This is a genomic window from Ectopseudomonas guguanensis (genome assembly GCF_900104265.1).
GTDB lineage: Bacteria > Pseudomonadota > Gammaproteobacteria > Pseudomonadales > Pseudomonadaceae > Aquipseudomonas > Aquipseudomonas guguanensis.
In genome coordinates this window covers 34,681-59,228 of the sequence record NZ_FNJJ01000019.1, presented here as the reverse complement: position 1 = coordinate 59,228, position 24,548 = coordinate 34,681, and the positions used below count along the sequence as shown (strand labels likewise).

Sequence of the window (24,548 nt, the reverse complement as noted above, 5' to 3'; positions counted from 1 at the left end):
CGAGAACCTGGTGGAGAAATACGGCATCAGCCGTGAAGCCCAGGACGCCTTTGCCGCCGCTTCGCAGCAAAAGGCCGTGGCCGCCATCGAGGCCGGGCGCTTCGACGCCGAAATCACGCCTGTTTTGATCCCACAGCGCAAGGGCGACCCCGTCGCCTTTGCCCGTGACGAGCAGCCGCGTGCCGGCACCACCGCCGAATCCCTGGCCAAGCTCAAGCCGGCGTTCAAGAAGGACGGCAGCGTCACCGCGGGCAACGCCTCCAGCCTCAACGACGGCGCCGCTGCCGTGCTGCTGATGAGCGCGAGCAAGGCGCAATCGCTCGGCCTGCCGGTGCTGGCGAAGATTGCTGGCTACGCCAATGCCGGCGTCGACCCGGCGATCATGGGTATCGCTCCGGTGTCGGCCACCCGCCGCTGCCTGGACAAGGCCGGCTGGAGCCTGGCCGATCTGGACCTGATCGAAGCCAACGAGGCCTTCGCCGCCCAGGCGCTGTCGGTCGGCCAAGAGCTGGGTTGGGATGCCGACAAGGTCAACGTCAACGGCGGCGCCATTGCCCTGGGCCATCCCATCGGCGCCTCGGGCTGCCGCGTGCTGGTGACCCTGCTGCACGAGATGATCCGCCGCGACGCCAGGAAAGGTCTGGCCACGCTGTGCATCGGCGGCGGCCAGGGTGTGGCGCTGGCCATCGAGCGCGGCTAACGCGCCTCCCACAATGAGGTAGGGCGGGTGAAACCCGCCACTATGAGCAATGGCGGGTTGCACCCGCCCTACGGAGCGACACAACCACCCGCTCGGCCTCGTGCCGGGCTTTGTCATTTGTGCTGCAACGGCCAAGCCAACCCTCGAATGCCTGGTCAAAGCCCTTACAACCATAAGAAAGAGGCACCTTCGATGTTCAACACACTCACCCGCATGAGCGTGGGCCTGGTACAGAAGTACCTGCCCTCGCCCTTCGTCTTTTCCACCCTGCTCACCCTGGGCGTGCTGATCGCCGGCATGACTGCCACCGGCCAGTCGCTGCCGGCCATGGTCCAGCACTGGAGCGGCGGCTTCTGGACACTGCTCGGCTTCGCCATGCAGATGGCGCTGATCTTCGTCACCGGCCACGCCCTGGCCAGCGCGCCGATCATCAACCGTCAGCTCGACCGCCTGGCAGCGATCGCGCGCACGCCGGGCCAGGCGATCATCATGGTCACCCTGGTGGCGTTGGTGGGCTGCTGGGTCAACTGGGGCTTCGGCCTGGTGATCGGCGCAGTGTTCGCCCGCGCCCTGGCGCGCAAGGTCGCAGGCGTCGACTACCCGTTGCTGGTGGCCTCGGCCTACTCGGGCTTTCTGGTCTGGCACGGCGGCCTCGCCGGTTCGGTGCCGTTGTCCATGGCCACCGGCGGCCCCGATCTGGCGCGTATCACCGCCGGCGTGCTGACGGAACCTGTGAGCATCACCCAGACCCTGTTCAGCCCGCTGAACCTGACCATAGTCGCCTTGCTGGTAATCGGCCTGCCACTGCTCAACCGCGCCATGCATCCGCGTCAGGGGGCCAAGGTGGCCGACCCGGCCAAGCTGGTGGAATCGCACGCCGAGCTGCCGGCCCGTGACACCCCGGCGCAGCGCCTGGACGACAGCCGCATCCTCGGCCTGGCGCTGGTGGCCATGGCCGGCATCTACCTGTTCAACCACTTCGCCAGCAAGGGCTTCGTGCTCGGCCTGGACGTGGTCATCGCCATCTTCCTGTTCAGCGGCCTGCTGATGCACGGCACCCCGGAGCGCTACATGCGCGCGGTGGACGAGAGCGTGCGCGGCATCGGCGGTATCGTCCTGCTGTTCCCCTTCTATGCCGGGATCATGGGCATGATGATGGGCGCCAACGCCGATGGCATTTCCCTCGGCCGACAGATCACCGAGGCCTTCATTTCCTGGTCGTCGGCCGACACCTTCCCGCTGCTGGCCTTCCTCAGCGCCGGTGTGGTCAACGTGTTCGTGCCCTCCGGTGGCGGCCAGTGGGCCGTACAGGGCCCGATCATGCTGCCGGCTGCCCAGGCTCTGGGCGTATCGCCCACCGTCACCGCCATGGCGATTGCCTGGGGCGACGCCTGGACCAACATGATCCAGCCGTTCTGGGCGCTGCCGCTGCTGGGCATCGTCGGCCTCGGCGCGCGCGACATCATGGGCTACTGCCTGATCATGCTGCTGTACTCGGGCGTGGTGATCTGCGGCGCGTTCTATCTGCTTGGCTGACCGCACAAGCCAAGAAAGGCCTGGCCACTGACGGCCAGGCCATCAAGCGCGAGTAGAGAGCGAGAAATCGTAGGGCGGGTGAAACCCGCCACCACAAACACCGGCGGGTTGCACCCGCCCTACGGTTCTGTAGGGTGGCCGGGCGGCGATCCGCCTTTGTAGGGTGGGCTTTAGCCCACCAGCGACCTAAACAGAACTCGCCCTCTCAATCCCCCATCAGACCATACGCCTTGGCCATCGCCACCGCCTGGGTGCGCCGCTGCACGCCGAGCTTGACGTTGATTCGCCGCGCATGGGTCTTGACCGTATGCAGGGAGATGAACAGACGGTCGGCGATTTCCTGATTGGACAGCCCCTGAGCGATCAGCTGCAGCACCGCCAGCTCACGCGAGCTGAGCAGCGCGGTGCCGGCGCTGGCCGGCTCGTCCAGCGCCGGCGCCGGTTCGAACAGGCGCTGATGCAGGTTCTGCCCGACCTCCCCCGGCAACAGGCGTTCCAGCCACTGCGCCTGGCGCTGCTGCAACTCCTGCAGCGGCCGCAGCAAACGCAGCTGCCTGGCCTCGCCGAGCGCCTGCTGCAACAGCCCGTCGGCCTGCTCTATCTGGCCCTGCGCCAGCAGCGCTTCGGCCAGGCTGAAGCGGCATTCACAGGCCAGGCTGCGGTGCCCGGCGAGCTGGCTTTCATCCAGCAACAGACGCAAGGCGTGCTCGGCCGCCGCCTGATGGCCGAGCAGCAGGTCACTGATCGCCAGGCAGTGGCGCAAGCGCGGCAACAGGTCGTAGAACTCCGAAGGTGCCAGCTGCTGGCGCTGCTGCAACTGCTGCAGGGTCTGGGCGAACAGTTCACGCGCGCGCCCGGTCTGCCCCTGACGTAGCAGCAGGCGCCCGGCCTGTAGCTGCAGCACGCAGCGGTAACGTACCTCCGGCACGTGCGACCACTGCATCACCCGCTCGGCCTTCTGCAGCCACTGGTGCGCCTCGTCGAGGTCGCCACGGCTCTCGGCCAGTTCCAGCAGGCCCAGATAGCCGGAGATGATGTAGGCATCCTCGCAGTGTTCGGCTTCCTGCAGCCCCAGGCGATAGGCCTGCTGCGCTGCCTCGTCCAGGCCCTGGCGCGCCAGCAGGCTGGCCCTTACCAGCAGCAGACGGGCAACCACCGGGCTGTGGTTGAAGCGCTCGCGCAACAATGCCAGCGACTGCTCGGCCAGCTCGGCGGCACGCCCGGCCTCGCCGCGCATCTGCAGCAGCAGGCAGTGATCGGTATTGAGCAGGGCCTCGAAGATCAGGCTGCCGTGCAATCGCGCCAGGCGCAGGCCCTGATCCAGCGCCTGCTTGGCCTGGTCCAGGGCATGTTCGGCCATGTGCTGCTGGGCCAGCGCCTGGTAGCAGAGCACGCGCTGCGACCAACTGCCCTCGTCCAGCGTCTGCAGCGCTTCCTGACAGTGCAGCCGGGCATCGCGACGACCGCACTGGCGCGCCAGCACTCCGGTCAATGCCTGCCAGTGCGCGATCAGCTTGCGCTGGCGGCGCGCATCGGGCTGCGGCATGAAATGCGCCAGCCCCTTGATGCAGGCGCTGGCTTCGTCGAATCGGGCGCAGATGATCAGCGCCCAGGCCTGCAGCACGATCAGCCGCGGTGAACTGGCGAACAGCCACTGCGGCAGTTCCTCGCGCCACTGCAGCAGTTGCGCCACCGAGTGCCCCTGCAGCAACTGCTCCTGGTCGAAGCGCTGCAGGTAGTTGACGGCGACCTCGACCTGCCCCGCCTGCAAGGCATGCTCGACCGCCTCGCGAATGTCGCCGTGCTGCGCGAACCACTGGCAGGCACGTACATGAATCGGTGCCGGCGCCGGCGCACCCGGCAGGCGCCGCAGCACCCCGGCCAGCGGTCGCCACAGACGGAACCAGGTTCCGCTGCTGTCGAGGCTGCGCACGAACAGCTGGCGCCGCTGCAGCTCGCTCAGCAGCTCGGCGCCGCGGCCTTCCAGCAGGTGCTCGCAGAGCGACAGGGCAAATCGTGGCAGCAGGGCCAGCGCATGCAGATCGCTGCGCAGTTCCTCGTCCAGATCGGCCAGCACCTCGCGCTGCACGTAGTCGCGCAGCAGCGGGCAGCCATCCTGCAGCCGCTGACGCAGCGCATCCTCGCCGGCATCGAGCAGCAGCAGACGGATCGCCGCCAGCCAGCCTTCGCTGCTGTGCAGCAGCGCCTGGCGAAGGTCATCGGCCAGATTCACCTGCAGCGCTGCCAGCAACTCGCTCAGCCCCGCTTCGTCCAGCGCCAGCTCCTCGCCCTCGAGCTCCAGCAGATCACCCTGCAGCAGCAGGCGCGGCAGGTTCCAGGCCGGCGTACGGCGGCTGGCGACCCACCAGGTGACGTGCGCCGGCGCCGCGGCGAAGAGCCGGTCGAGGCAGGCATCGAGCTCGTCGTCTACCTGTCGCGGGTAGTCGTCGATGAATATCCACAAACGCCCCGCACGCTCGTGCAGCCGCTCGATGAGCCCCGCCTCGTTGGCCTCATCGTTCGGCAGTTGCAAGGCAGTCGCCAGGCGCCGGTACAGCTGCGCCGGCGTCAGGCTGCGCCCGGCCAGATCGAGCCACAGCCGCTCGACGGCGGCCGGCGTCTGGCGTGCACACTGGCCGAGCAGCACGCTCTTGCCGGTACCGGCGGGCGCGCACAGCAAGCGCAGGCGCGATTCGCTGGCGAGCAGACGCTGCAGCAGGGCGGGACGGGAAACGACGCACGGCGGCAGCCGCGGTAGATCGGCAGGTTGCACCTGCGCCGCACTCGGGCGGGCGATGGCGAGGGTCGGCATGGCAGCGGTTCTCTCTGCTTGTCATTGTTGAACCACCCGATGATGGTACCCCGCTCACCTCGCGCGACCACCCCTTGACGCTTATGGCGCGAGATTCACGTGAGAGAGGCGCGCAGAAAAAAGCCGGCGGCGCACGAGGCGACACCGGCTTGCTTCGAGTTGCTTGGTGATCAGCGCACGCCAGCGTTGCGCAGGGCAGCCGGGGTGAAGTCCTTGGCCGAGGCCTGGGTGCCGTACTGGATCGACATCTTCTCCTCGTTGGCCATGCCGACGGCGACATAGCGACCGGCGATGACGTCGTACAGCGCTTCCAGGGCGTAGACCGGAATCTTCTGCGCGTAGTGCTGCATCAGCATCGCCTCGCCGACGCGCCACAGCTGGCCGCGGCCGTCGTAGTGCTCGGACAGGGCGATCTGCCAGGAGTCCTCGTCGACATAGAAGCGCCGCTTGGCGTAGATGTTGCGCTCGCCGGCCTTCAGCGTCGCCTCCACCTCCCAGACGCGGTGCAGCTCGTAGCGGGTAAGGTCCTGGTTGATGTGCCCGGCCTTGAGGATGTCGCTGTACTTCACCTGCGGCGAGGCCAGGCGGTAGTTGTTGTAGGGGATGAACAGCTCGCGCTTGCCCACCAGCTTCCAGTCGTAGCGATCCGGCGCGCCGTTGAACATGTCGAAGTTGTCCGAGGTGCGCAGGCCGTCCGACGCCGTGCCCGGGCCGTCATAGGCCACCTGCGGCGCGCGTCGTACCCGGCGCTGGCCGGCGTTGTACAGCCAGGCCATGCGCGGCTCGGCCACCTGGTCGAGCGAGTCGTGCACCAGCAGCACGTTACCGGCCAGGCGCGACGGCGCGGTGACCCGCTGCTTGAAGAACAGCAGCGCGTTCTCCGCCTTGCCCGGATCGATATCCGGGATGTTGTCCGGGAAGGCCACCTCGTCCTCGAAGTTGACCAGGGTGTAGGCGCCGTTGGTCTGCGGCGAGGCCTGCACGATGGTGCGCCTGAGGTTGCCGCCGCGGTAACGGGTGATGTGGTTCCACACCACTTCCAGGCCGTTCTGCGGGATCGGGAAGGCGTAGTAGCGGCTGTCGGTGAAGCCCGTGAGGCCGTTACCGCCATCGCGCAGGCCGGTCTTCACCGCACTGGTCCTGGCCGCGGCGTTGATCGCATCCGGCACCACGGTGCTGCGATGGGTCGGATAGACCGGCATGCGATAGCTTTCCGGGTAGCGGGCGAACATTGCCAGCTGCCCGGCCGACAGTTGGTCGCGGTACTGCTCCAGGTTCTGCGCGGTGATGGTGAACAGCGGCTGCTCGCTGGCGAAGGGGTCGCTGAGAAAACCACGGGCATCGACCTGCCCGGCATTGGTGGCCAGGCCGCCGGTCCAGGCGGGGATGGTGCCGGCCGCATTGCCAGCCATCTCGCCGCCCAACGGGGTCAGACTGGTGCCGAGCTTGGCCGCCTCCTGCTCGCTGACCGCGGCCAGCGCGCCGCCGGCCAGCAGGCTCAGGGACAGTGCGCCGAGCATCTTCAGGGTTGTATTCATCTGCATTCCTCAACTGATCCTGATGGCCTAGAAGCTCACGCCGAAGCTGAGCGCCAGGAAGTCGCGGTCGACCGCGGTGTTGTACTTGCCGCCGAAGAAGTCGGTGTACGACAGGCTGGCGGTGTAGGTATTGCGGTAGTCGGCATCGACCCCGAAGCTCACCGCCTTGACACCCTCGTTGAACAGGCCGTTGGGGCCGTAGCCGTCGACGTCATGCGACCAGGAGACGTTCGGCCGCAGGTTCACTCCGGCGAACACGTTGCTGTATTCCCAGATGCCGCGCACCCGGTAGCCCCAGGAAGTGCTGGTGACGAAGCCGTGGGTGTCGCCACGGAAGCCGTAGGCACCGAATAGCGAATCGCGGCCGTAGCGCAGGTCTTCACGGCTCTCCAGTCCACCGACATGGGCCATGCCGATTTCGCCCACCAGGGTGAAGCGTCCGGCGCCCATCACCTGATCGAAGAAGTGGGTGAAGGTGGTCTGCACCTGGGTGACTTCCTTGCGCCGGTAGCCGACGTTGTCCTGGCCCGGTCCGGCCACCACTGGAGCAGCGGTTCCATTGGTGATCGGGTTGAGCAGGCTCAGGGTCATGTCGGTGGTGTTGATCTGCAGCGGCAGGTTCGGCCGGTAGCTGATCTCGCCGGCCCAGGCCGTGCCGGTGGGCAGCGTGGTGGAGAAGCTCAGGCCGTAGAGACGGATGTCCTCGGGGTATTCCAGGTAGTAGCGACCGTTGCCGAGCATCACGCTCTGCGCCAGGCCGGCGCCGCTGCCCGGCACGATGCCGTTGGCGGTGCCGATGATTCCAGGCAGCGCATTCACGGTCGCCAGGCCGGCGTTCTGCGTGCTGACGATGGGCGTGCGGCTGTGGTAGTTGATGAAGTAGGCGCCGTACTCGGTCTCGTCCCCCAGCCAGCGCAGGGCCAGGCCCCACTGGCCGCTGTCGCGTGCATCGCGGTCGCCGGCGCGCGGCAGGATCACCCCTTCGCTGTCGACGCGAAAGCCCTGGCCGAACGCGGCGGCAACCGGCTGCAGCGGCGCGATGGCCGGCGAGCCGATGTGGTAGCCGCTGTCGCAGCCGTCGGCGGCCACGTCGGCGGTGGAGAAAAAGGTGCCGCAGTTGTCGAGAATGGTCTGGTCCCACTCCAGCTGGTAGAAAGCCTCCATGCTCAGGCGGTCGGTGAGGCTCTGCGACAGGTAGAGCATGTTCACCGGAATCAGGCCTTCCTTGATCTCCGCACCGGGGCGGCGGAAGGCGGCGACGTCGATGGGGTTGATGGCGTTGATGCTGTTGCCGATGAAGGTGCTCTCGCCCCAGCTCACCACCTGCTTGCCGACCCGCACCGTACCCGGCAGATCGCCGAGGGCGTAGTTGTGGTAGAGGAAGGCATCGAGGATTTCCGCCCCCGAGGACTTCGCGCCCTCCTTGCGGTTGTGATCGCTGATGTCCTTGAACAGGCGGCTCTCGTCCTTGAGCTCGAAGTCGTACCAGTACTTGCCGCGCACGAAGGCGCCTGTGTCGCCGTACTTCAGCTCGAGATCGTGGATGCCCTTGAAGATCTTCGAGAAGGTCTCGCCCTTCTTGAAATTCAAGCGCCCATCGTCGCCGGTCTGCGCCTGGCCCTGGCCGCCATTGTTGGGGCCGATCAGATCGCGATCCGGACTGCGCATCGACCAGCTGGCACCGATCGACAGCGAGCTGTCGAACTGGCCCTCGATCTCGCCGATGTTGAAGTTCACGGCATGCGCCGGAGCGCTGATGCCAAGGGCGATGGCCAAGGCCAAGGTATGCGGCTGGAATAGTCCGGGCCCTGTTGTTCTTGTCATACGGGTCTCCTGAGTGGGGGTGCAGCTGTCGAGCCTGTCTGCCGCGTTCGCGCGCCACGCGGAACAAGGCAGCAGGCCAACTGCACCCTACGCAGCGACCGATGGCCGGATAAGCGCACCAAGGAGGGATTTCGCCTGTAGCCCGAAAGGATGAATGGCGCCATAGCGCGGGCAGCAGGCCGCGACACTCAGCGTGCTGAATGACGGGGTATCAGAGGGATGGGGAACTTTCTCCGGCGCGTGCGGGTTTCAGCGCCAGCGATCGAGCAGGTTCACCGCCAGCCGGTCCAGCCAGCCCCACAGGCGCTGCTGCGCGCGGCGCCACCAGGGGCGCTGGCGCCAGGCGTCGAGGGTGATTTCGCGGCTGTTGCCGAAGTCCTCGATGAAGCTGGCCGACACCGCCTGGGCGAAGTCGGGGTCGAGCGCCTCGACATTGGCATCGAGGTTGAAGCGCAGGTTCCAGTGGTCGAAGTTGCACGAGCCGACGCTGACCCAGTCGTCCACCAGCACCATCTTCAGGTGCAGGAAGCGCGGTTGGTACTCGAAGATGCGCACGCCGGCCTTGAGCAACCTGGGGTAGTAGCGCTGCCCGGCGAAGCGCACCGGCGGATGGTCGGTGTTGCGTCCGGCCAGCAGCAGGCGCACCTCGACACCGCGACCGGCAGCACGGCGCAGGGCACGGCGGATTTTCCAGGTCGGCAGGAAGTATGGCGTGGCCAGCCACACGCGCTGCTTGGCGCCACGCAGCGCGCGCAGCAGCGAGAGCAGGATGTCGCGATGCTGCGCGGCATCGGCGTAGGCCACTCGTCCCAGGCCGCGCCCTGCCGGCGGGCATTCCGGCAGGTTCAGCGGGACCGGCTGATGGCTCGGCCGCCAGGAAAATCGGGAGTGCCACAACTGTTCGAACAGCTGCTGCCAGTCGCCCACCAGCGGCCCCTCGATCTTCACCATGGCTTCGTGCCAGGGGCTGAGGGCTTCGTCCGGCAGCCAGAACTCGTCTGTGGAGCCGGTGCCACCGACATAGGCGACGCGCTGGTCCACCAGCAGCAGCTTGCGGTGATCACGGTGAAAGTTGCGCAGGCCGCGCCGCCAGCGCACCGGGTTGTACCAGCGCAGCTGCACGCCCGCGGCCTGCATGCGCTCGCGCAGCGCGCCGCCCAGGCCCGCCGCGCCGTAGGCATCGAACAGGCCGCGCACCGCCACGCCACGCTCGGCCGCCCGGCACAGGGCCTCGACCAGGCGCTCGCTGCAGCGGCCATCCTCGATCAGGTACAGCTCGATTTCCACCTGCTGCCGGGCCTGCTCGACGGCCGCCAGCATGCGCGGGAAGAACGCCGGGCCGTCCAGCAGCAACTCGAAGCGATTGCCACCCCGCCAGGGAAAGATGCGACCGCGCGCGTGCACGCTCAGCGCGCCGTGAAGATCAGCACGGCGCCCACCGGTACCGACAGGCTGATCGCCGGCAGCTCGGCAACCTTGCGCAGCGCCTCGATGCCGCTGGCCAGGGCGAAGTCTTCGGCCTGCAGCACCAGCGGCGCCAAGGTCACCACCTGAAAGCGGCGCTCGTCGAGACGGGTGACCAGCAGCTCGCTGTGCAGCTCGCGGCTGTGTTCGTTGAGCGTCAGCTGCAGCGGCAGGCGCAGTTCCAGCTGCGCGCCGGGCGCCAGGTCGGTGAGTTGCGGCAGGTCGACCCTGGCACTGATGCGCGCCTCGGGCAGGCGCGCGGTGTCGAACAGCATGCTGCGCAGGCGCTCGTCGCGCAGCGGGATACCGGTGCTCAGCGAGTCCAGATCCACCCGCAGGCGGGCGCGGCCGTCGGCGGCGATCTGTCCGTGCAGGGTGAGAAAGCGATGCACCTCCGACTGGCTGCCGGAGTGAGTGGAGATGAACGACAAGCGCGAGGACTCGTTGTCCAGGTACCAGTCGGCGTGAACGGGCAAGGCGGCAGCCAGCAGCAGGGCGAGAAACGAACGGTGCATGAGAACTCGAAAACGGTGTGACCAGGCGGCAACGATAGTCGCCATGGCCCGCGTTGCAAAGCCCGGCGCGCACCGCACCGTAGGGCGGTGCAACCCGCCGCTTCCGAGGTGGCGGGTTCCACCCGCCCTACTTGCTCGGCAACAGCTGGCAGCCCTGGCGCTCGCCCAGCCAGACCGCGCTGTGCGTGCGGCCCAGCCCGCTGGCGGTGACACGTTTGGCGCCTTCGTCATCGAGCAGGCTGCTGATCGGCACGTACTGCTTCACATAGCCTTCGCAATAGGCCGCGGGATTGCCGCTGACGTAACGGCAGGAGCAGTACTCCTTGGCCGTGTAGGCGCCGATGATGTCGGGGAAGGCAACCAGATGGGCGCGATTGGGCCAGGCCCAGGCCAGCAGCAGGAGCAACAGCAGCGCCAGCACGCTGAGAATCGGATGGCGACGGATCATGGCTGTACCTCCGCGGCGAAGGCCGCACGCACGCGCTTGAGCAACTCGTTGTGGTTGAAGCTGGCGTCGCGGTCATCGGCATAGCGCACCACCACCAGCTTGTCCTCGGGCAGCACGTACAGGCCCTGGCCCCAGTGCCCCAGCGCGGCAATGGTCGAGGCCGGCGCGTCCGGCCAGGGGCGCGTAGTGCCCGGCAATTCGGCGTTGAGCCACCAATGCCCGCCCGGCACGGCATCGCCCGGCTTGGCCAGTTGCGGCTGGTAGCCGGCAAAGGGGGTGCTGACGAACGCCACCCAGGCCTCGGACAGCAGCTGGCGCTCGCCCCAGCGCCCGCCACGCTGCATCAGCAGGCCCACGCGGGCCAGATCGCGAGCGCTCAGGTAGGCGTAGGAAGAGCCGACGAAGGTACCGGCGCCGTCGCGCTCCCACACCGCGCTGTGGATGCCCAGCGGCTCGAACAGCGCCGTCCAGGGATAGTCGGCGTAGGCCTGCTCGCCGACCATGCCGCGCAGGGCCGCGGCCAGTACGTTGCTGTCGCCGCTGGAGTAACGAAAGCGCGCGCCGGGTGCGGCATCGGCTGCGTGCGCGGCGGTGAAGGCCGCCATGTCGCCGCGGCCGCGGGTATAGAGCATGGCCACCACCGAGGATTTCAGCGGTGCGTATTCGTAGTCTTCCTCCCAGGCCAGGCCCGAGGCCCAATTGAGCAGGTGGCCGATCTTGATCTGCGGGTGCTCGGCCATTGCCGGATAGTACTTGGCCACCGGCGCATCGAGCTTGAAGCGCCCCTCGCCGTAGGCCACACCCAGGGTGGTGGCGAGCAGGCTCTTGGCCATCGACCAGGTCAGGTGCGCGGTTTGCGCCGTGGTCGGTGCCGCGTAGCGCTCGTAGACGATCTGGCCGTCACGCACCACCAGCAGCGCATCGCTGCGCACACCGCTGCGCTGCACCTCGTCGCGCGGCGCAAAGGCATAGGCCTCCAGGTCAGCGACGGTGGCGGACGTTGGCGCAGGCTGGCTCTGCCAATCGGGTTGCGGCCAGTTCTCGGCACGGGAAAAGCCGGCCAGCAGGCTGAGGCCGAGCAGCAGGCTCATACGGCGAAGGGAAAGGATGCTCATGGGCGACCTCGAGGGGAAATCGAGGCGCACCCTAGCATGGAGTGGATGACGGCTTGAAGCGTCAGAAAATGGGAGCGCCGCGCCCTCGTTCAATGGTGCGCACGGCGCGCCCTAGCGGTGGTTGCGGCGCCACGTAGGGCGATGCTGCGCCGGTATGCGCGCAGCCCTAGTTCGGCAGGCGGTAATCGTCGGGGCCCATCAGGTCGAGACCGCACTCGAGGTTCTCGATCCAGTAGAGGAAGGCGCTGATCATCTCGGCACCAACGAAGGGCCGGCCGTGCTGCGGCACGATCATCGCCACGTCCATCTCGCGCACCATCGCCGCCCACAGGCGACAGGCCTTGTTGCCGGCCATGTAGCGGCGATGGAAGCCCTCCATGTTCGGCACGTGGTTGACGAAGTCGCGCACCGGCGAGGCGTCATCGACCATCGAGGCGCCCATGTCGCCGGAGAAGAGGATCTTGCTCACCGGGTCGTAGACCTGGAAGTTGCCCACCGAATGCAGGAAGTGCGCCGGCACCGCCTTGAGCATGCACTTGCCCAGCGGGATGCTCTGGCCGCGGTCGGGCACCGCGATGATGCGGTCATAGGTATTGATGCCGCGGCTCAGCGCCAGGTAGTTGGCCGTCAGGTGCGGCAGAAAGCGCGCCCACAGCTTGGAGCAGATCACCCGCGCGCGGGTGTGCAGCAGCCACTTGTCCAGCGAGGCGATGATGTCCGGGTCCTGGTGCGAGGCGAAGATGTAGGTCAGGTCCTGCACCGGGATGTGCTTGGACAGCTCCAGCGACAGCGGCGTATAGGTCAGGTCGCCACCCGGATCGAGCAGCAGGTACTGCTCGTTGTCGGTGATCAGGAACTGGTTGGACTGCACGCCATCGCCGCTGACCAGGTCATCGAACATCAGGCATTGGTGGCTGCCGTTATCGAACAGCACGATGGGCTCGCGGCGCATGGAAACCTCGTAGATAAATCGCGAGGTCACCTTATGCGCAGGCGGGTCAGCCGGTACTGATATGGGTCAACGCGCGGCGACAATCTGCCGCGCTTTTTCCAGGCGCTTGGTGCGCGCCGCCTCGGCGATGCGCAGCAGGCCCTGGTCGCGTTGCCACAGCTCGGCCCAGTGCGCCGGGCCGGCAGCGAAGGCCGCCTGCAGCTCGCCGCTCAGTGCCTGCTGCTGAGCGAACAGGCCGGCCAGCAGCAGGTGCGTGGTCGGCGCATTCGGCGCCTGCCGCGCCACTTCCGCGCAAGCGGCCAATAGCGCCTCTAGGCGCAACAGCAGAGCGTCCGGCCAGGCGCATTCGCGGCCCACGCCGAACTGCCAGGCACAGACCGCAGCGAGCACGTGCACGTCCTCCAGGGTGCGGAAGGGTTTGACGTAGTCGTCCCAGCCGTCACCGGCCAGGCGCTCGCTCTGCGCCTGCTCCAGGTGCAGGCGGGCGTGACCGATATCCGGCATCAACGGCAGTGCCGGCAGCGGCTCGATGCGCACGCCCGGCGCGCCCTGGCGCACCACGCCCAGGGCCAGGCGCGGCGCCTCGTCGGCCTGCTCCTCGCGCGCCGCTACCAGCAGCCAGTCGGCGCATTCGGCGGCGGTGACGAAATCCTTGCGGCCACTGATGTACAGGCCATGGATGCGCGTGCTCATGTCGGCCGGGCGGGTGCTGCGATTTTCCGTCACACACAGCGCGCCGGCCGTCCAGGGCGCCGCCGGCCACAGCATGCGCAGCGCCGCCTGGTAGCCGGCGAGAAAGGCCAGCCCCGGCGTGGCCGCCTGCAGGCCACCTACCAGCGCCAGTTCGAAGGGTTGCGGGGTGCCGCCCAGGCGCGCCAGCAGGCGTGCATACCAGTCCTCCAGACCCGCTTCGGCAGTCAGGCGCTCGATGGGCTGAAACAGGCTCGACCAGGGCATCGCAGTCCTCCTCGGGCAGCGCCCGAAGCGCCGTCATATAAGCATCAAAAAAACGTCACGGTGGTGACACCGCGCGAACCTAGCCTGAGCTTGCCCAACAAGATCGACCGGCTGCAAGCATTCAGCCGGCACACGGAGGATCTGGCATGACTCAAAACGCTCGCCGTCTGCAGGCCGAACGCCTGCAAGGCCCCGCCGCCCTGCGTGAAGCTCAGGCCTTGCGCTACCGCGTATTCAGCGCGGAATTCGACGCCAAGCTCAATGGTGCCGAACTGGGTCTGGACATGGACGACTACGACATTCACTGCCGCCATATCGGCGTGCGCGACCTGGAAAGCGGCCAACTGGTGGCCACCACTCGCCTGCTCGACCACCAGGCTGCCGCCGGTCTCGGTCGCTACTACAGCGAAGAGGAATTCGCCCTGCACGGTCTGGCCGGTCTCGAAGGCCCGGTGCTGGAGATCGGCCGCACCTGCGTCGATGCCGCCTACCGCAACGGCGCCACCATCGCCGTGCTCTGGGGCGAACTGGCCGAGGTCCTCAACGAGGGCGGCTACCGCTACCTGATGGGCTGCGCCAGCATTTCCATGCAGGACGGCGGCATCCAGGCCCAAGCCATCATGCAGCGCCTGCGCGAACGCTACCTGTGCACCGAGCACCTGCGCGCCGAACCCAGGCACCCGCTGCCGCCGCTGGACGTACCGGGCAACGTCATCGCCGAAATGCCGCCGCTGCTCAAGGCCTACATGCGCCTGGGCGCGAAGATCTGCGGCGAACCCTGCTGGGACAAGGATTTCCAGGTGGCCGACGTGTTCATCCTGCTCAAGCGCGACGAGCTGTGCCCGCGTTACGCCCGGCACTTCAAGGCCGCAGTCTGACAGCGGCACTTGCATCCCCCGCGCCGGCCCTGTAGACAGAGGCCGGCTTTTTTCATCTGGAGTCCTGCATGACCCGACTGCGCCTGGCCCTGCGCCTGCTGCACCTGGCCCTGGTAATCGCCTTCGGTACCCTGCTGGCCGGCATCGTCAGCCTCTGTGAACGCGTGGTGCGGCATGATCTGATGCCCCTGCGCCAGCGCCTGACGCGCTGGTTCCTGGCGCGCCTGGGCGGCGCCCTGCCGTTTCGCGTGCGCGTCGAAGGCGAGCTGCCGACGCAGCCGATGCTGTGGGTCGCCAATCACGTGTCCTGGACCGACATCCCGCTGCTTGGCGCCCTGCAGCCGCTGTCCTTTCTGTCCAAGGCCGAGGTGCGCGCCTGGCCGGTGGCCGGCTGGCTGGCGCACAAGGCCGGTACGCTGTTCATTCGGCGCGGCTCAGGCGACAGCAGCCAGGTCGGCCAGCAGCTCACCCGTCACCTGCAGCAGGGGCGCAACCTGCTGATCTTCCCGGAAGGCACCACCACCGATGGCCTGGCCCTGCGCACCTTCCACGGCCGTTTGCTGGCGAGCGCCATCGACAGCGGCGTGGCCGTGCAGCCGGTAGCGATTCGTTATCTGCGCGATGGTCAGCCCTGCCCGGTGGCGCCTTTCGTGGGCGACGACGACATGCTCTCGCACCTGCTGCGCCTGCTGTCCAGCTCGGCCTGCGAGGTGGAGATCCGCCTGCTCGAGCCGATTGCCAGCGAATCACGCAGCCGTAATGAACTGGCTCGGCACAGCCAGGCCGCAATAGCCTGCGCCCTGCAACTGGACACGCCGGTCATGCTGCCGACCGAAGCCGAAGCCGCCTGATCCACCGCGTAGCCCGGATGCAATCCGGGGCTTCTGCAAGGGCTCCCCGCATTTCATCCAGACTATAGGGCGTAGCCGCTCAGCCGGCCGGCGGCACGATCAACGCATCGCAGTCGAGCGTGCCCAGCAGGCGGCTGGCCACACTGCCGAGGAAGAAGCGCGAGACGCCTTCGCGGGCATGGGTGCCAAGCACCAGCAGGTCGGCCCCCGATTGACTCAGGGCCTCGCCGACCACCCCTTCGGGCGATCCGACCTGCACCAGCAGGCGCTCGTGGCTCAGCGTCGCGCCGAGTGCATCCAGGCGTTCGACCAGTTGCTGACGCAGCAGCTCGCGCTGATTCTCCAGCACCTCGGCGCTGATGCCCGCCTCCATCACCACACCCGCCGCCACCGGTTCGACCGCGCTGGCGACAGACAGCTTGTCCAGGCTCGTCAGGCCCAGATCACGCGCGCGCTTGAGGGCCTGTTGCGAGGTGCGCGACAGATCCATCGCCACCAGTGCCTGCCGGTACTCATGGGTGACCGGGCCATTGACCCGCAGCACCGGCAGATGGCTGCTGCGCACGACGCGTTCGAGCGTGGTGCCGACGAAGAAATCGCGCAGCGCCGACTTGCGATGCGCGCCCACCACCAGCAGGTCGGCACCCATGCCCCGAGCCCCTTCGACGATCAGCGTGGCCGCCTCGCCGGTGGCCACGATCACCCGCGGCACGCTGCCGGCCTGCTCCCCGAGGCGCTCGGCCTGCGACTGCAACAGGCTCTCGGCCTGCTGCACCTGGCGCTGCACGTGCGCGGCCGGCGCATCGTCATCGATCACATGCAGCAGGCTCCACTCGCCGCCGCCCTGGCGACGGATCAGTTGCACGGCGCGCTGCACCGCGTGCGCCGAACGCTCGGACAGGTCGGTCGCTACCAGAATCTTGATCATCTCGTTTCCTCCATGCCTTTAACACCGCGTTACATTCAAGCGCCTGCCGCCACCGCACTCCTTGATGCAGGTCAGGTCCGGCGCGCTAAAGCGGACTAGGGTGGTCAGGACTGCCGCTTGCACCGCCGCATGGCGACCTGCAAGCGCAGCCCGGCCCACCGAAGGAGACGCGCCCATGGGCAATGCCCCCTCTGAACATAGTGACCACGCCTGGCACGCTTTGACTGCACAGCAAGCGCTACACGCGCAGCACAGCAGCGCCAGAGGCCTGGATCGGGACGAAGCCGAACGGCGCCTGCAGCATCACGGCGCCAATCGCCTGCCGCCGCCGCAACGCCGTGGGCCGCTGCTGCGTCTGCTGTATCAGTTCCACAACGTGCTGCTCTACCTGATGCTGGTGGCTGCCCTGATCACCGCCCTGCTCGGCCATTGGATCGACACCTCGGTGATCCTCGCCGCCGTGCTGATCAACGTGATCATCGGCTTCATTCAGGAGGGCAAGGCGGAAAATGCACTCGATGCCATCCGCAACCTGCTCTCGCCCCATGCCATGGTGCTGCGCGGTGGCGAGCGCCACGAGATCGATGCCGAACGCCTGGTGCCCGGCGACATCGTGCTGCTGGTATCCGGCGACAAGGTGCCGGCCGATCTGCGTCTGCTCGACGTGAAGAACCTACTGGTGGAAGAAGCGGCGCTGACCGGCGAATCGGTGCCGGTGGAAAAATCCACAGCCCACTGCAACCTCGACGCAGTGCTGGGCGACCGCCGCTGCATGGCCTATTCCGGCACCCTGGTCAGCAGCGGCCAGGCCACCGGCGTGGTGGTGGCCACCGGCGCCGCCACCGAACTGGGGCGCATCGGCGCCATGCTGCAGCAGGTGCAGGCCCTGTCCACGCCGCTGCTGCGGCAGATCGAGCAGTTCAGTCGCTGGCTGGCGGTGATCATCCTGATCCTGGCCTTCGCCACCTTCATCCTCGGCATTCTGTGGAACGGCCAGAACCCCGGCGACATGTTCATGATGGTGGTGGCCCTGACCGCAGCGGCCATCCCCGAAGGGCTGCCGGCGATCATGACGGTGATCCTCGCCCTCGGCGTGCAGCGCATGGCCGGGCATAGCGCCATCGTCCGGCGCTTGCCCGCGGTGGAGACCCTCGGCTCGGTGACGGTGATCTGCTCGGACAAGACCGGTACCCTGACCCGCAACGAGATGACCGTGCAACGCGTGGTCAGCGCCAGCCGCATCCTCGATGTCTCGGGCGTTGGCTACGCCCCGGAAGGCGCCTTCCACGACAATGGCCAGCTGCGCGAACCTGATGCCGAACTGCTGGAGATCGCCCGCGCCGCGCAGCTGTGCAACGACGCCCGCCTGCAACAGGACGAGGCCGGCCACTGGCTGCTGCATGGTGATCCGACCGAAGGCGCCCTCCTCACCCTGGCACTGAAGAGTGGTCTCGATATCCAAGCCCTGCAGGCGCAGCTGCCGCGCAGCGATGCGATTCCGTTCGAGTCCGAGCATCGTTTCATGGCGACCCTGCACCATGACCACGCCGGCCATGGCCTGATCTACCTCAAGGGCGCCCCCGAACGCGTGCTGGAGATGTGCGTCAGCCAGCGCAGCGCAGGCGGCGGCAGTGCGCCTTTGGACGCCGATTACTGGCGGCGCCAGGCCACCGACCTGGCTGCCCGTGGCCTGCGCCTGCTGGCCCTGGCCAGCAAACCAGCGGCGGCAGAACAGCGCACGCTGAATTTTGCCGACGTGGAAGCTGGGCTGACCCTGCTGGCCCTGGTCGGCATCATCGACCCGCCGCGCGAGGAGGCCATCGCCGCCGTCGCCGAATGCCAGCGCGCCGGCATCCGCGTGAAGATGATCACCGGCGATCACGCCGAAACCGCCCGCGCCATCGGCGCACAACTGGGCATCGGCGTAGGCCTGCCGGCGCTGACCGGTGCCGAGCTGGAGCTGCTCGACGAGCGCCGCCTGCGCGAGGTGCTGCCCGGCGTCGAGGTATTCGCCCGCGCCAGTCCCGAGCATAAGCTGCGCCTAGTGCAGGCCATGCAGGACAGCGGCGAGGTGGTGGCGATGACCGGCGACGGGGTCAACGATGCGCCCGCGTTGAAACGCGCCGACGTCGGTGTGGCCATGGGCCTGAAGGGCACCGAGGCGGCCAAGGAAGCGGCCGAAGTGGTGCTGGCCGATGATAATTTCGCCACCATCGCCGGCGCCGTACGCGAAGGTCGGGCGATCTACGACAACCTGAAGAAATTCATTCTTTTCGCGCTGCCCACCAACGGCGGCCAGGCATTGATCGTGATCTTCGCCATCCTGTTCCAGGTGCTGCTGCCGTTGACCCCGGCCCAGGTGCTGTGGATCAACATGGTCACCTCCAGCACCCTGGGCCTGGCGCTGGCCTTCGAGCCCAGCGAGCGCGGACTGATGAACCGCGCACCGCGGGCGCCGAGCGAGCCCCTGCTGTCGGCCTTCTTTGTCTGGCGCATCGCGATGGTCTCGGTGCTGATCGCCGGCGCCGGCATCGCCCTGTTCCTCTGGGAACTGCAACTCGGCAGCGACCTGGGCAGTGCGCGGACCGTGGCGGTCAACGCCGTGGTGATGTGCGAGATCTTCTACCTGCTCAACTGCCGCAGCCTGTTCGGCTCGGTGCTCAGCGGCGAGGCGCTGCTGGGCAATCGTGCGGTGCTGGTGACCATTGCCCTGTGCCTGGTGCTACAGGCGCTGTTCACCTACGCGCCGCCACTGCAGCAGCTGTTCGGCTCGGTGGACATGAGCCCGGAGCAGTGGCTGCGCGTGTTGTTGGCGGGGCTGGCGCTGTTTTGCCTGGCAGAGCTGGAGAAGTGGGTGGTGCGGCGCTATCGCCTGCATCCGCAGGCGGTATGAGCCGCTGCGAGAGGGGCTTTGCAATAGTTGTCGCGGCGGCGAAATACCTGGTGCGCACGGCGCACCCTACGGAGCATGCCGAGCAAGACACATAGGGTGCGCCACGCGCACCGCCACTATTGCGATGCGGTTAGAGGGGCTTGCACCTCACCCACCGCAGAAGAACGCCAAACCCGTGGGAGGCGCTTCAGCGGCGACCGTGGCAGTGGCGACATCCCGGTGCGCACGGCGCACCCTACGGAACATGCCGAGCAGACAGGTAGGGTGCGCCGTGCGCACCGCCGCTACCGCCGCTATTACGATGCGCCCAACTCGGCCTCGGCAAAGGCCATCAGCTGCGGATAGAAGGCGCGGAAGTCCTCGCTCAGCGGTTCGTACAGCCGCTCCAGTTCGCTCAGGCTGCCGTCGAGCAACTGCGGTCTGGACAGGCGCCGCTGCATGCCGGCGATCACCTGCTCCAGCACCGCGAACTCGCGGTAGCTGCCCAGCCAGTCCTGTGCGGCCATGCGCGGCGCCATCAGCGCCAGGCGTCCGGGCAGCTCCGCTTCGGCCGCCAGTACGCGATACACACGACCGGTGAAATGCTCCAGCGGCTGCGCCGCATAGAGCGGCCAATCACGCGCCAGGCAATGGTCGAAGAACAGGTCCAGCAACATGCCGGCCATGCGCCGCCGTTCGACGGGAAAGCGCGCCCGTGCGCGTGCCTGCAACGGATGGCTGTCGGTGAAGGCGTCGATGCGTCGATGCAGGCGGATGGCCGCCTCGATGGGCGCCGGCCAACGCCCGTCGAGAGGGCCTTTGACGAAATCGCCATAGAGGCTGCCGAGCAGCTGTGCCGGCGCGTCGCCGCCGAGATGCAGATGGGCCAGGTAGTTCATCACACGAGCTTAACCCCGCAGGCGGGACAATCGAAGCCGTTGATGGAGACTATCGGAACAAACGATCGGTATATCGCTCAGAGACGATATAAGGTTCGCCACATGACGATACGCAACGATCAAGCCCTGGATGTCGACCTCGACGCCATCATCAGGACCCTCGCCCACCCGGTACGCCGCGACATCCTCGACTGGCTGAAGGAGCCCGAGCGCCACTTCGCCGAACAGGATCACCCGCTGGAGATCGGCGTGTGCGCCGGCAAGATCTTCCTGCGTACCGGGCTTTCGCAATCCACCGTTTCCGCCCATCTGACCACCCTGCAACGCGCCGGTCTGGTGACCAGCCGCAAGGTCGGCCAATGGCACTTCTTCAAACGCAACGACGAGCTGATCCAGGCCTTCGTCGAGCGCCTAAGCCAGCAACTCTGATTCGACCATTCCTTCGGAGATATCCCATGCCCACACTGTTCGACCCCATCCAGATCGGCGACCTGCAACTGAACAACCGCATCATCATGGCGCCGCTGACCCGCTGCCGCGCCGATGAAGGTCGCGTGCCCAACGCCCTGATGGCCGAGTACTACGTGCAGCGCGCCTCGGCCGGCCTGATCATCAGCGAAGCCACCGCGGTCACGCCGATGGGCGTGGGTTACCCGAACACTCCCGGCATCTGGTCCGACGAGCAGGTCCGCGGCTGGCACAACGTCACCCAGGCGGTACACGCCAACGGCGGCAAGATCGTTCTGCAACTGTGGCATGTCGGCCGCATCTCCGACCCCATCTACCTGAACGGTGAACTGCCGGTTGCACCGAGCGCGATCCAGCCGGCCGGCCACGTCAGCCTGGTGCGTCCGATCAAGGAATTCGTCACCCCGCGCGCGCTGGAAACCGAGGAAATCGCCGATATCGTCGAGGCCTACCGTCAAGGCGCCGAGAACGCCAAGGCCGCCGGTTTCGACGGCGTGGAAATCCACGGCGCCAACGGCTATCTGCTCGACCAGTTCCTGCAGAGCAGCACCAACCAGCGCACCGACCGCTACGGCGGCAGCGTCGAAAACCGTGCTCGCCTGCTGCTGGAAGTGACTGATGCCGCCATCTCCGTATGGGGCGCCGGCCGCGTCGGTGTGCACCTGGCACCGCGCGCCGATGCGCACGACATGGGCGACGCCAACCGCGCCGAAACCTTCGGCTACGTCGCCCGCGAGCTGGGCAAGCGCGGCATCGCCTTCATCTGCGCCCGCGAGAAGGAGGGTGACGACAGCCTGACGCCGCAACTGAAGAAGGAGTTCGGCGGTGTGTTCATCGCCAACGAGCGCTTCACCAAGGAGCAGGCCAACGCCTGGCTGGCCGAAGGCAAGGCCGATGCGGTGGCCTTCGGCATCCCCTTCATCGCCAACCCGGACCTGCCGGAGCGCCTGCAGCAGGACGCAGCGCTGAACGAGCCGCATCCGGAAACCTTCTACGGTTCCGGCCCGGTCGGCTATATCGACTATCCGCGCCTGTAACGCGTCTTACCTGGGGTGCGTTGCGCGCACCGAGACTGCTCGTTGCGACCGTTGGTGCGCGCGGCGCACCCTACGCCCAGGCCCTAACGCACAAGACCCGCATTGCGGGTCTTGTGCTTTTGACCTTGGTACCTCAGCGCTGGTTGATCTGCTGCTGCAGATTCACCACCTGGCTTTGCAGGGTGTTGATGTTGCGCGTCATCTGCGCGCGGAACGCATCGAACTCGGCGGTGCTGGGGCCTGCGCTGGCGGCCGGGCGGTTGTCCAGCTCGCTGCGCAGCACCAGCAGGTCCTGCTCCAGGTTGCGGATGGCCTGGGCCGGGTTGCCCTGCTTCTTCAGCGCATCGATATCGCCACCGAGCGCCTTGATGCGGCCATCGAGCTTGGCCAGCTCAGCCTGGGTCGTCTTGGCGTCGCCCTGCGCAGCCTTCAGCGCCGCCTGCTCGGTGGAAAGCGCCTGCAGACGCTTGTCGAAATCGGCGCTGGCGCCCAGGCCACTCTTGAGCTCGGTGCCCAGCTGCTCGATGCGCTTGTCCAGCGCCGCCTGCGCCGTGGCACTCTGCTGTTGCTGCTGGCTCAGCTCGGCCAGGCGATTTTCCAACTGCTTGACCTGCAGCTTGAGCGCTTCGCTGCCGCTGGTGACGCTGGATTCGGTCGCCACCACCTTGCCGGAAATATCCTGAATACGTCCGGCGGCCTCCTCGCTGATGCGCGCGAAGCTTTCCTGGGTCGCCACCAGGCGCTGCTCCATCAGCCCGATCTGTTGCAGGCTCCACCAGCCCAGGCCGGCCAGGGCAAAGCTCAGCGCCCCGACCAGGGCCCACAACGGCCCGGTGCTGGCACCTTTAGCCACCGGTGCCTTGCCGGCGCGGCTGCTGCGCGGCGCCGGTTCCTCGCGTGGCTCGGCGACATATTCGCGGCGCTCCGGGGTCAGGCTTGGCAGGTTGTCGAGCTCGTCGTTGGCGTCATTGCGCATGGTCGGACCTATGGTTGAAACGAAGAAACGGAAATGCCGCGCAGTATACCGATTCGCCACCATGGCATCAGCGTCGCGCCAAGCAGGTGCGCGGCGCACCGACGAAGGGCGCGACAGGGCCATCGACTCGCCACCGGCCCAGCAGTTCCGCAAAAGTTGAACTGGTACGCACTTTGCTTTTCATCCTGTCGTGAACGCAGCGATAGCGTGTCGCTCACAAGCCAGCAGGCGGCCTGAAAGTTCTGCACAGCACCAGGCAGGAGATGCGTGTGACGGCCGATGGGAAGCGGCTGGCCAGGTCACGGCGGGAGAGGAATGCCAAAGCCCGTGACCCTTCAACCAACCGGGGGAAGTCGCGATGGAACTGAACAAAGAAGTACTGGACTGCATGAAGGCGCTGCGGCGCCGCCTGCGCGAAGAACAGGCCGTAGACATTCGCCTGAGCCAGCCCGATGCCGTCGGCGCCATGCTCGAGGGCAGCCTGAAGTCCGCCGATGAAGAAACCCGCCGCCTGGGCCAGCGTCTGGCCGAACTTTCCGATCACCCCCAGCGCGCCGCCACGCCATTGGCTGACGTGGAGCTGCCGGTCGTCAGCGCAACCGGCTCGGTACGCATCTATCGCGGTCAGCGCATCTACGCCTGATGCCCCATCTGCGCCTGCCACCAGGTGCAGAACTCGTCCAGCGCATCCCACAGACTGGCCCTGGGTTCATAGCCGAGGTATTCGCGGGCGCGGTCGATGTTCAGGGAAAAATCCCTGGCCATCACCGCCACTCCCAGGCGAAACAGGCTGGGTTCGGGTCGCCCGGGCAACAGGCGGCACACGCCTTCGTTGAGCGTCGCCGCGGCATAGGCCAGCGGGAACGGCACATGCCGCGTCACCGGCGGCAACTGCAGACGACGCAGCACGTAATTGACCACATCCCACAGCGGCACCGGAGCGCCGTTGCTGATGTTGTACACCTGCCCCAGCGCCGGGCCGGCGGCCAGTAACGCGCTGAACAGAGCATCGTTGAGGTTGTGCACGCTGGTGAAGTCGACCTTGTTCAGGCCGTTGCCGATGATCGCCAGGCGGCCCTTGCGCTGCATGGCGATCAGCCGCGGGAAGATGCTGGTGTCGCCGGCACCGGTGACGAAACGCGGGCGCAGGGCGAGTACCTCCAGGCCGAACTCCTGCGCGGCGAACACCTGCTGCTCGGCCAGGTACTTGGTCTTGCCGTAGTGATCGGAGAAGCGCTTGGGCACCTGCTCCTCACGAATATCGACATGGGATTTGCCATCGAAGTAGATCGATGGCGAGGACAGATGCACGAGGCGCCGCACCTTCTGCTTGAGGCAGGCATCGACGACGTTCTCGGTGACCGTCACGTTGGCCTGGTGGAAATGCGCATAGTCGCCCCACACGCCGACCGCGCCGGCGCAATGCACCACGGCCTCGACATCCTGACACAGCGCCCGGGTCAGCTCGGCATCGCCAAGGTCGCCCTGAACGAACTCGGCGCCGCGTTTGATCAGATGCTGCACGCCCTCGGCACGCCGACCGTTGACCCGCACCGCCAGCCCCTGCTCGAGCGCGAAACGGGCGAAACGCCCACCGATGAAGCCACTCGCGCCGGTGACCAGAATTTTCATCGCCATCCCTCTCAAACATCGATTCTTGTAATGGCCGCACTCTAGCAGTGCTCGATCCACCCTGCGCTGTCGGCGGCGGCCAGAACGACGACCCGGCAGGCCTAACACACGTATCGACACGTAGGGTGCGCCGTGCGCACCAGCCC

The 24,548-nt window shown here is 67.2% G+C and carries 21 protein-coding genes; 8 read left to right on the top strand and 13 right to left on the bottom strand.

Features of this window, described 5'->3' with window-relative positions:
- Positions 1-700 (top strand): acetyl-CoA C-acyltransferase (locus tag BLS61_RS22475; protein WP_139205583.1); only part of this gene is annotated, 700 nt, incomplete at its 5' end.
- A gap of 192 nt (positions 701-892) precedes the next feature.
- Complete coding sequence (locus BLS61_RS22470; RefSeq protein WP_090435015.1) at positions 893-2,236, top strand: short-chain fatty acid transporter; 1,344 nt, start codon at positions 893-895, stop codon at positions 2,234-2,236.
- A gap of 205 nt (positions 2,237-2,441) precedes the next feature.
- On the opposite strand, the gene BLS61_RS22465 is transcribed toward BLS61_RS22470, so the two are convergent.
- From BLS61_RS22465 to BLS61_RS22425, 9 genes are all read right to left on the bottom strand, one after another.
- Entirely contained in the window at positions 2,442-5,048 is a 2,607-nt protein-coding gene (locus tag BLS61_RS22465; RefSeq protein WP_090435012.1) for a LuxR C-terminal-related transcriptional regulator, read from the bottom strand.
- Positions 5,049-5,218: 170 nt separating this feature from the next.
- Positions 5,219-6,586, bottom strand: coding sequence for a DUF1329 domain-containing protein (locus BLS61_RS22460; protein ID WP_244157996.1), 1,368 nt, complete (start codon positions 6,584-6,586; stop codon positions 5,219-5,221).
- A 27-nt stretch (positions 6,587-6,613) separates the two neighbouring features.
- Positions 6,614-8,410, bottom strand: a complete 1,797-nt coding sequence (locus BLS61_RS22455; RefSeq protein WP_090435006.1) for a DUF1302 domain-containing protein — start codon at positions 8,408-8,410, stop codon at positions 6,614-6,616.
- Positions 8,411-8,659: 249 nt separating this feature from the next.
- Positions 8,660-9,814 (bottom strand): phospholipase D-like domain-containing protein, encoded by a 1,155-nt coding sequence (locus tag BLS61_RS22450; RefSeq protein WP_244157995.1) that lies wholly within the window; start codon positions 9,812-9,814, stop codon positions 8,660-8,662.
- Between the two features lie 2 nt (positions 9,815-9,816).
- Positions 9,817-10,389 (bottom strand): YceI family protein, encoded by a 573-nt coding sequence (locus BLS61_RS22445; protein WP_090435002.1) that lies wholly within the window; start codon positions 10,387-10,389, stop codon positions 9,817-9,819.
- Positions 10,390-10,516: 127 nt separating this feature from the next.
- Positions 10,517-10,837: an amidase gene (locus BLS61_RS22440; RefSeq protein ID WP_090434999.1), complete on the bottom strand. Its 321-nt coding sequence runs from the start codon at positions 10,835-10,837 to the stop codon at positions 10,517-10,519.
- Entirely contained in the window at positions 10,834-11,952 is a 1,119-nt protein-coding gene (locus tag BLS61_RS22435) for a serine hydrolase domain-containing protein (protein WP_090434995.1), read from the bottom strand. The genes BLS61_RS22440 and BLS61_RS22435 overlap by 4 nt, the downstream gene beginning before the upstream one ends.
- 166 nt (positions 11,953-12,118) lie before the next feature.
- Positions 12,119-12,904: an oxygen-binding di-iron domain-containing protein gene (locus BLS61_RS22430; RefSeq protein ID WP_090434992.1), complete on the bottom strand. Its 786-nt coding sequence runs from the start codon at positions 12,902-12,904 to the stop codon at positions 12,119-12,121.
- Between the two features lie 66 nt (positions 12,905-12,970).
- The gene (locus BLS61_RS22425; protein ID WP_090434989.1) at positions 12,971-13,861 is read right to left on the bottom strand and encodes an acyl-CoA dehydrogenase family protein; all 891 of its coding nucleotides are present in this window, start codon (positions 13,859-13,861) and stop codon (positions 12,971-12,973) included.
- A gap of 146 nt (positions 13,862-14,007) precedes the next feature.
- On the opposite strand from BLS61_RS22425, the gene olsB reads away from it, so the two are divergent.
- Together olsB and BLS61_RS22415 are read left to right on the top strand one after the other, a co-directional pair.
- Positions 14,008-14,739, top strand: coding sequence for an L-ornithine N(alpha)-acyltransferase (olsB, locus tag BLS61_RS22420; protein ID WP_090434985.1), 732 nt, complete (start codon positions 14,008-14,010; stop codon positions 14,737-14,739).
- 68 nt (positions 14,740-14,807) lie between these two features.
- A complete protein-coding gene (locus tag BLS61_RS22415) occupies positions 14,808-15,590 on the top strand; it encodes a lysophospholipid acyltransferase family protein (protein ID WP_090434982.1) in 783 nt (260 codons plus the stop codon).
- Positions 15,591-15,669: 79 nt separating this feature from the next.
- Here the strand turns inward: BLS61_RS22415 and BLS61_RS22410 are convergent, their stop codons facing one another.
- A complete protein-coding gene (locus BLS61_RS22410) occupies positions 15,670-16,518 on the bottom strand; it encodes a universal stress protein (protein WP_090434980.1) in 849 nt (282 codons plus the stop codon).
- A 175-nt stretch (positions 16,519-16,693) separates the two neighbouring features.
- Between BLS61_RS22410 and BLS61_RS22405 the strand changes: the two genes are divergently transcribed.
- Positions 16,694-19,411, top strand: coding sequence for a cation-transporting P-type ATPase (locus tag BLS61_RS22405; protein ID WP_090434977.1), 2,718 nt, complete (start codon positions 16,694-16,696; stop codon positions 19,409-19,411).
- Positions 19,412-19,707: 296 nt separating this feature from the next.
- On the opposite strand, the gene BLS61_RS22400 is transcribed toward BLS61_RS22405, so the two are convergent.
- Entirely contained in the window at positions 19,708-20,289 is a 582-nt protein-coding gene (locus BLS61_RS22400) for an acyl carrier protein phosphodiesterase (protein WP_090434974.1), read from the bottom strand.
- Positions 20,290-20,391: 102 nt separating this feature from the next.
- On the opposite strand from BLS61_RS22400, the gene BLS61_RS22395 reads away from it, so the two are divergent.
- Both BLS61_RS22395 and BLS61_RS22390 read left to right on the top strand, forming a co-directional pair.
- The gene (locus BLS61_RS22395; RefSeq protein WP_090434972.1) at positions 20,392-20,718 is read left to right on the top strand and encodes an ArsR/SmtB family transcription factor; all 327 of its coding nucleotides are present in this window, start codon (positions 20,392-20,394) and stop codon (positions 20,716-20,718) included.
- Positions 20,719-20,744: 26 nt separating this feature from the next.
- On the top strand, positions 20,745-21,794 hold the full coding sequence (locus BLS61_RS22390; protein ID WP_090434968.1) for an alkene reductase: 1,050 nt from the start codon (positions 20,745-20,747) through the stop codon (positions 21,792-21,794).
- Positions 21,795-21,927: 133 nt separating this feature from the next.
- Here the strand turns inward: BLS61_RS22390 and BLS61_RS22385 are convergent, their stop codons facing one another.
- On the bottom strand, positions 21,928-22,770 hold the full coding sequence (locus tag BLS61_RS22385) for a coiled-coil domain-containing protein (protein WP_090434966.1): 843 nt from the start codon (positions 22,768-22,770) through the stop codon (positions 21,928-21,930).
- Between the two features lie 358 nt (positions 22,771-23,128).
- On the opposite strand from BLS61_RS22385, the gene BLS61_RS22380 reads away from it, so the two are divergent.
- Positions 23,129-23,413, top strand: a complete 285-nt coding sequence (locus tag BLS61_RS22380; protein ID WP_090434963.1) for a hypothetical protein — start codon at positions 23,129-23,131, stop codon at positions 23,411-23,413.
- On the opposite strand, the gene BLS61_RS22375 is transcribed toward BLS61_RS22380, so the two are convergent.
- Complete coding sequence (locus BLS61_RS22375; RefSeq protein ID WP_090435019.1) at positions 23,404-24,402, bottom strand: NAD-dependent epimerase/dehydratase family protein; 999 nt, start codon at positions 24,400-24,402, stop codon at positions 23,404-23,406. The genes BLS61_RS22380 and BLS61_RS22375 overlap by 10 nt on opposite strands.
- Positions 24,403-24,548: the final 146 nt, after the last annotated feature.